Here is a 6,594-nt window from a genome sequence, read left to right as displayed (position 1 = left end):
GCCCCCACCCGCTCCTCGCCGCCACCCTCCACACCCGCCTGACCGAGGCGGGCTGGCGCACCCCGGCGACCGAGACCGAACGCCGCGCCACCGCCGTGATCCTCGCCGCCGCGGGCTCCCGCGACCCCGACTCGGCGACCGACACCGGCCGCACGGCCGCCCTCCTCGCGGCCCGTCTGGGCGTCCCGGTCGTCCCCGCCTACGCCTCCGCCGCCACCCCGACGGTGGACGCGGCCGTCCGCTCCCTCCGGGCGCGGGGCCGCCACCGCATCGCCGTGGCCTCGTACTTCACCGCCCCCGGCCGCTTCGCCACGGAGTGCGCGAAAGCCGCCCCCGACATCGCCGCGGATCCCCTGGGCGCCCACCCTTTGATGGCGGAACTCCTCCTCCACCGCTACGAAGGGGCAATGGCAGCCCGGGAGACGAACGAACCGGCGCTCGCCGCAACTCGCTGAGGAACGCCGGGAACCGCGCGACCGGCCGAGACCACCCGCACCCGCGAACGAACACCGACCCGGTTGACGCGTCTGCGCTTACTGTCGACACATGGAAGGCAACACACCCCCCGGTTACGACCCGACGTCAGTCGCCCGCTGGGCCTCGGAGCCCGACAAACGCCCCGGCCGCACCGCCTTCCAGCGCGACCGCGCCCGCATCCTCCACTCATCGGCCCTGAGAAGACTCGCCGGCAAGACCCAGGTGGTCACCCCCGGCACCACGAACCAGGCCTGGGACCCCAGCCCCCGCACCCGCCTCACCCACTCCCTGGAGTGCGCCCAGGTCGGCCGTGAACTCGGCGCGGCCCTCGGCTGCGACCCCGACCTCGTCGAGGCCGCCTGCCTCGCCCACGACCTCGGCCATCCCCCCTTCGGCCACAACGGCGAGGAAGCGCTGAACGAGTTCGCCGAGGACTGCGGCGGCTTCGAGGGCAACGCCCAGTCGCTGCGGCTCCTCACCCGCATCGAGCCCAAGCGGTTCACCCCGGAGGGCTCCGTCGGCCTCAACCTCACCCGCGCCGTCCTGGACGCCGCCACGAAGTACCCGTGGCCGCGCGGCGCCCATCCCACCGACCCGGACTCGCGCAAGTTCGGCGTCTACGAGGACGACCGCCCGGTGTTCGACTGGGCCCGCAGGGACGCCCCCGGCACCCGCACCTGTTTCGAGGCGCAGGTCATGGACTGGTCGGACGACGTGGCGTACTCGGTGCACGACGTCGAGGACGGTCTGCACGCCGGGCACATCGACCCCGGCTGCCTGCACGCCGAGCCGGAGCGCCGGGAGATCTTCCGCGTCGCCGTCGGCCGCTACGTCCCGGCCGGCACCGACCCCGCCGAACTCGCCGCCGCCCTGGACCGCCTCCAGGACGCGCAGTGGTGGCCGCACGGCTACGACGGCTCGGCCGTCTCGCAGGCCCGTTTGAAGGACGCCACCAGCCAGCTCATCGGCCGCTTCTGCCTCGCCGCGGAGAGCGCCACACGCGCGGCCCACGGGGGCGGCCGGCTCACCCGGTACGGCGCGGAGCTGGTCGTACCGCGCGAGACCCGCATGGAGTGCGCGGTGCTGAAGGCGGTCGCCGACCGCTACGTCATGCAGCGCGCCGAGCAGACCCGGCTCCGCGCCGACCAGCGGATCGTCGTCGCCGAACTCGCCGAGGCGCTGACCGCCCGCGCCCCGGACGGCCTGGACCCGCAGTTCCGCGCGCTGTTCGACGTCGCCCCCGACGACCGGGCCCGCAAACGGGTGATCGTCGACCAGATCGCCTCCCTCACCGACGCCTCGGCCCGCTCGCTGCACGCGAGGCTCACGGGACGGATGTGACAGCGATGTGACCGTGCGTGGCCTGATCGGGTCACCCCCCCTTCCCCCCTCACGCTCCGTGCGGGAGGCTCGCACCTGGCGGCACAGTGACGAGGAGGCAACAAGTGGTCGACGCGGATCAGACATTCGTCATCGTCGGAGGAGGACTCGCCGGAGCGAAGGCGGCCGAGACGCTCCGCGCGGAGGGCTTCAGCGGGCGGGTGATACTGATCTGCGACGAGCGCGACCACCCGTACGAGCGCCCGGCGCTGTCCAAGGGCTTCCTGCTCGGCAAGGAGGAACGCGAGAGCGTCTTCGTGCACGAGCCCGCCTGGTACGCGCAGCACGACATCGAGCTGCACCTCGGCCAGACCGTCGACCGCATCGACCGCGCCGCGAAGACGGTCCGCTTCGGCGAGGACGGCACGATCGTCCGCTACGACAAGCTGCTGCTGGCCACGGGTGCCGAACCGCGCCGCCTGGACGTCCCGGGCACCGGCCTGGCCGGCGTGCACCACCTGCGGCGCCTCGCCCACGCCGAACGCCTCAAGGGCGTGCTCACCCACCTCGGCCGGGACAACGGCCACCTGGTGATCGCCGGCACCGGCTGGATCGGCCTGGAGGTCGCGGCGGCGGCCCGCGAGTACGGCGCGGAAGTGACCGTGGTGGGGCCGGATCCGACCCCGCTGCACGGAGTGCTCGGCCCCGAGCTGGGCCAGCTCTTCACCGAGCTGCACCGCGAGCACGGGGTGCGCTTCCACTTCGGCGTCCGGCTGACCGAGATCGTCGGGCAGGACGGCGTCGTCCTGGCGGCCCGTACGGACGACGGCGAGGAGCACCCGGCGCACGACGTGCTCGCCGCGATCGGCGCCGCGCCGCGGACCGCGCTCGCGGAGGCGGCGGGACTGGAGATCGCCGACCGGGCGCACGGCGGGGGGATCGTGGTCGACGAACGGCTGCGCACCTCCGACCCCGACATCCACGCGGCCGGCGATGTCGCCGCCTTCCCGCACGCTCTCTTCGGCATCCGGATGCGGGTCGAGCACTGGGCGAACGCGCTGAACGGCGGCCCGGCGGCGGCGCGGGCGATGCTGGGGCAGGACGTCGTCCACGACCGATTGCCGTACTTCTTCTCCGACCAGTACGACCTCGGCATGGAGTACTCGGGGTGGGCGCCGCCCGGGTCGTACGACCAGGTGGTGATCCGGGGAGACGCGGGCAAGCGGGAGTTCATCGCGTTCTGGGTGAAGGAGGGGCGGGTGCTGGCCGGGATGAATGTGAACGTGTGGGACGTCACAGAGCACATTCAGCGGCTGATCCGGTCCAGGGTCCAGGTGGACGTGGAGGCGCTGTCGTCTCCGCACGTGCCGTTGGAGAGCCTGGGCGGGTAGGCGTCCGCCGGGGTCCGCCGTCCTGCGGGCGCGGGCCGGCCGTGGTTCCTCGCTCGGTGCCCCGCCCCCTCCAGGGCGCCTCGGCGACCCGGAGATGTCGGCGGACCCCCGTAGAATTCAGGAGTGGCCGGACGGATCAACGACGAGGACGTGAAGGCGGTACGGGACGCGGTCCCGATCGACGCCGTGGTGTCCGAGTACCTCCAGCTGCGAAACGCGGGCGGCGGCAACCTCAAGGGACTGTGCCCGTTCCACGACGAGAAGTCGCCGTCCTTCCAGGTCAGCCCGAGCAAGGGACTCTTCCACTGCTTCGGCTGCCAGGAGGGCGGCGACACCATCACCTTCGTGATGAAGGTCGACCACCTCTCCTTCTCGGAGGCGGTCGAGCGTCTGGCCGCCCAGGCCGGCATCACGTTGCGCTACGAGGAGGGCGGCTACAACCCCGCCCACCAGCGCGGCGAACGCATCCGCCTGGTCGAGGCCCACAAGACCGCCGCGGAGTGGTACGCGGAACAGCTCGCGACCTCCCCCGAGGCCGAGACCGGCCGGATCTTCCTCGCCGAACGCGGTTTCGACCAGGCCGCCGCCGTCCACTTCGGCGTCGGCTACAGCCCGCAGGGCTGGGACCACCTCACCCGCTACCTGCGCGGCAAGGGCTTCACCGACAAGGAACTGATCCTCTCCGGGCTCAGCCAGGAAGGCCGCCGCGGCCCCATCGACCGCTTCCGGGGCCGGCTGATGTGGCCGATCCGCGACATCGGCGGCGAGGTCGTCGGCTTCGGCGCGCGCAAGCTCTACGAGGCGGACAACGGGCCGAAGTACCTCAACACGCCCGAGACCGCGATCTACAAGAAGTCGCAGGTCCTCTACGGCATCGACCTGGCGAAGAAGGACATCGCCAAGTCGTCCCGCGCGGTCGTCGTCGAGGGCTACACGGACGTCATGGCCTGCCACCTCGCCGGGGTCACCACCGCCATCGCCACCTGCGGCACCGCCTTCGGCGGCGACCACATCAAGATCCTCAGACGGCTGCTGATGGACAACGGCTCGGCCCGTGTGATCTTCACCTTCGACGGCGACGCGGCCGGCCAGAAGGCGGCCCTGCGCGCCTTCGAGGACGACCAGAAGTTCGCCGCCGAGACCTACATCGCCATCGCCCCGGACGGCATGGACCCGTGCGATCTGCGGCTCGCCAAGGGCGACGAGGCGGTGGCCGACCTGGTCGAGCCGCGCACCCCGCTCTTCGAGTTCGCCCTGCGCCAGATCGTGAGCCGCTACGACCTGGACACCCCGGCGGGCCGGGCGGCGGCGCTCGACGAGGCGGCTCCGGTCGTCGCCCGCATCAAGAACAGCGGCGCCCAGCACGAGGTCGCCGTCCAGCTGGCCGGCATGCTCGGCATCCTCGACACCCAGTTCGTGGTCAAGCGGGTCGCCCAGCTGGCCCGGTGGGCGCGTGACCGGGGCGGCAAGGGGCCCGCCCCCGCCGGGCGCCCCCAGCAGCCGTACGACGCCGCGCCGCGCCCGGCCGTGTCCGGCCCCGCCCTGACCCTGCGCAACCCGGTGTACGCGACGGAACGCGAGCTGCTGAAGCTCGCCCTCCAGCGCCCGGAGCTGGTCTGCCCGGCGTTCGACGCGTACGGCGTCGACGAGTTCACCGCCGCCCCCTACGCCGCCGTACGGCAGGCGATCCTCGACGCGGGCGGCGTGGAGTACGGCGTGCGGGACCCGCAGGAGTATCTGGTCCGGGTCCGCGAGGCGGCCCCCGACGACACGGTCCGCGCCATGGTCACCGAGCTGGCCGTGGAGGCGATCATGCGCCGTACGGTCGACGAGGCGTACGCGGGCGAGCAACTGGTCTGGGTCCGGCGCCGCGCGGTCGACCGCCGCATCCAGGACGTCCAGTCCACCCTGACCCGCCTCGCCAACGGCGGCGACCCGGCCCAGCTGGCCGCCGTGCAGAACGAACTGTGGGTCCTCCAGCAGTACGGCCAGGCGCTGCGGGAGCGTGGCGCGGCGGCCCTGTGAACCGTCACGGTCCGGCACGGTAACCACCCGGTCACGCACCGGACTCAAAAAGTGCGCGCACGCCCCTCGTGGCGAGGATGTGTCTTACCCCACACTGGGTGCGGTGCCTGAGTCCTCGGAGCGCGGCCGATCCGTCCCCCAACGGGTCATTCACCGCCGCGGTTCCGCCACCTCAGCAGCGATTCCCTGGAGGTCGCCCCCGTGCAGACCCAGACCCTCGTCCCTACCGACAGCCGCACGCCGACGGAGCCGGACGCGGCACCGGACGTGCTGGCGGCCGTGCCGCCGCAGAGCCGTGCGGCGCACCACCCGGAGACACGGACGGAGACGCAGACGGAGACCGAACCGGAATCCGAGCCGCCCGAGGCCGAGGCCGGCACCGAACCGGAGTTCGTCGAGCCCGAGCCCGCCGGGCCGCCGCCCGGCCGGGTCGTCGACAACAGCGGTCCCTCCTCCGACCTGTTCCGGCAGTACCTGCGCGAGATCGGCCGGGTCCCGCTGCTCACCGCCGCCGAGGAGGTGGAACTCGCCCGCCGTGTCGAGGCCGGCCTGTTCGCCGAGGAGAAACTGCTCAACACCCCGGACCTGGACAGCCAGTTGGCGCTCGACCTGGACCGGCTGGTGGTCATGGGCCGGATGGCCAAGCGCCGGCTGATCGAGGCGAACCTGCGGCTGGTGGTGTCGGTCGCCAAGCGGTACGTCGGCCGCGGGCTGACCATGCTCGACCTCGTGCAGGAAGGCAACCTGGGCCTCATCCGGGCCGTCGAGAAGTTCGACTACGCCCGCGGCTTCAAGTTCTCCACCTACGCCACCTGGTGGATCCGCCAGGCCATGTCCCGCGCCCTCGCCGACCAGGCCCGCACCATCCGCGTCCCGGTGCACGTCGTCGAGCTGATCAACCGGGTGGTGCGGGTCCAGCGCCGGATGCTCCAGGAGCGCGGCTACGAGCCCACGCCCGAAGAGGTCGCCGCCCATCTCGACCTGCCGCCCGAGCGGGTGAGCGAGGTGCTGCGGCTCGCCCAGGAGCCCGTCTCGCTGCACGCCCCCGTCGGCGAGGAGGACGACGTCGCGCTGGGCGACCTGATAGAGGACGGCGACGCCGCCTCACCCGTGGAGTCCGCCGCGTTCCTGCTGCTCAAGGAGCACCTGGAGGCGGTCCTCTCCACCCTCGGCGAACGCGAGCGCAAGGTCGTCCAGCTCCGCTACGGGCTGGCCGACGGACGCCCGCGCACCCTGGAGGAGATCGGCCGCATCTTCGGCGTCACCCGAGAGCGGATCCGCCAGATCGAGTCCAAGACCCTCAACAAGCTCCGCGACCACGCCTTCGCCGACCAGCTGCGAGGCTACCTGGACTGAGCGGGGGCCGCCCGGCCGGGCGGCC

Annotated in this window: 5 protein-coding genes; all 5 read left to right on the top strand. The window is 72.7% G+C overall.

Going from position 1 to position 6,594, the window contains the following annotated elements; translation table 11 throughout:
* A partial coding sequence (locus tag CCN42_RS34450; RefSeq protein WP_281259553.1) for a CbiX/SirB N-terminal domain-containing protein occupies nt 1-455 on the top strand: 455 nt, incomplete at its 5' end.
* 91 nt (nt 456-546) lie between these two features.
* Nucleotides 547-1,818 carry a deoxyguanosinetriphosphate triphosphohydrolase gene (locus CCN42_RS34445; RefSeq protein WP_086741339.1) on the top strand — a complete coding sequence of 424 codons (1,272 nt, stop codon included), beginning with the start codon at nt 547-549 and terminating at the stop codon, nt 1,816-1,818.
* A 104-nt stretch (nt 1,819-1,922) separates the two neighbouring features.
* Entirely contained in the window at nt 1,923-3,188 is a 1,266-nt protein-coding gene (locus CCN42_RS34440) for an NAD(P)/FAD-dependent oxidoreductase (protein WP_086741338.1), read from the top strand.
* 123 nt (nt 3,189-3,311) lie between these two features.
* Nucleotides 3,312-5,213, top strand: coding sequence for a DNA primase (gene dnaG / locus CCN42_RS34435; protein WP_086741337.1), 1,902 nt, complete (start codon nt 3,312-3,314; stop codon nt 5,211-5,213).
* 129 nt (nt 5,214-5,342) lie between these two features.
* Nucleotides 5,343-6,569: an RNA polymerase sigma factor gene (locus tag CCN42_RS34430; protein WP_086741336.1), complete on the top strand. Its 1,227-nt coding sequence runs from the start codon at nt 5,343-5,345 to the stop codon at nt 6,567-6,569.
* Nucleotides 6,570-6,594 lie beyond the last annotated feature (25 nt).

It is taken from the genome of Streptomyces glaucescens (assembly GCF_002154375.1).
GTDB lineage: Bacteria > Actinomycetota > Actinomycetes > Streptomycetales > Streptomycetaceae > Streptomyces > Streptomyces glaucescens.
This window is presented reverse-complemented; position numbering and strand designations above follow the sequence as displayed.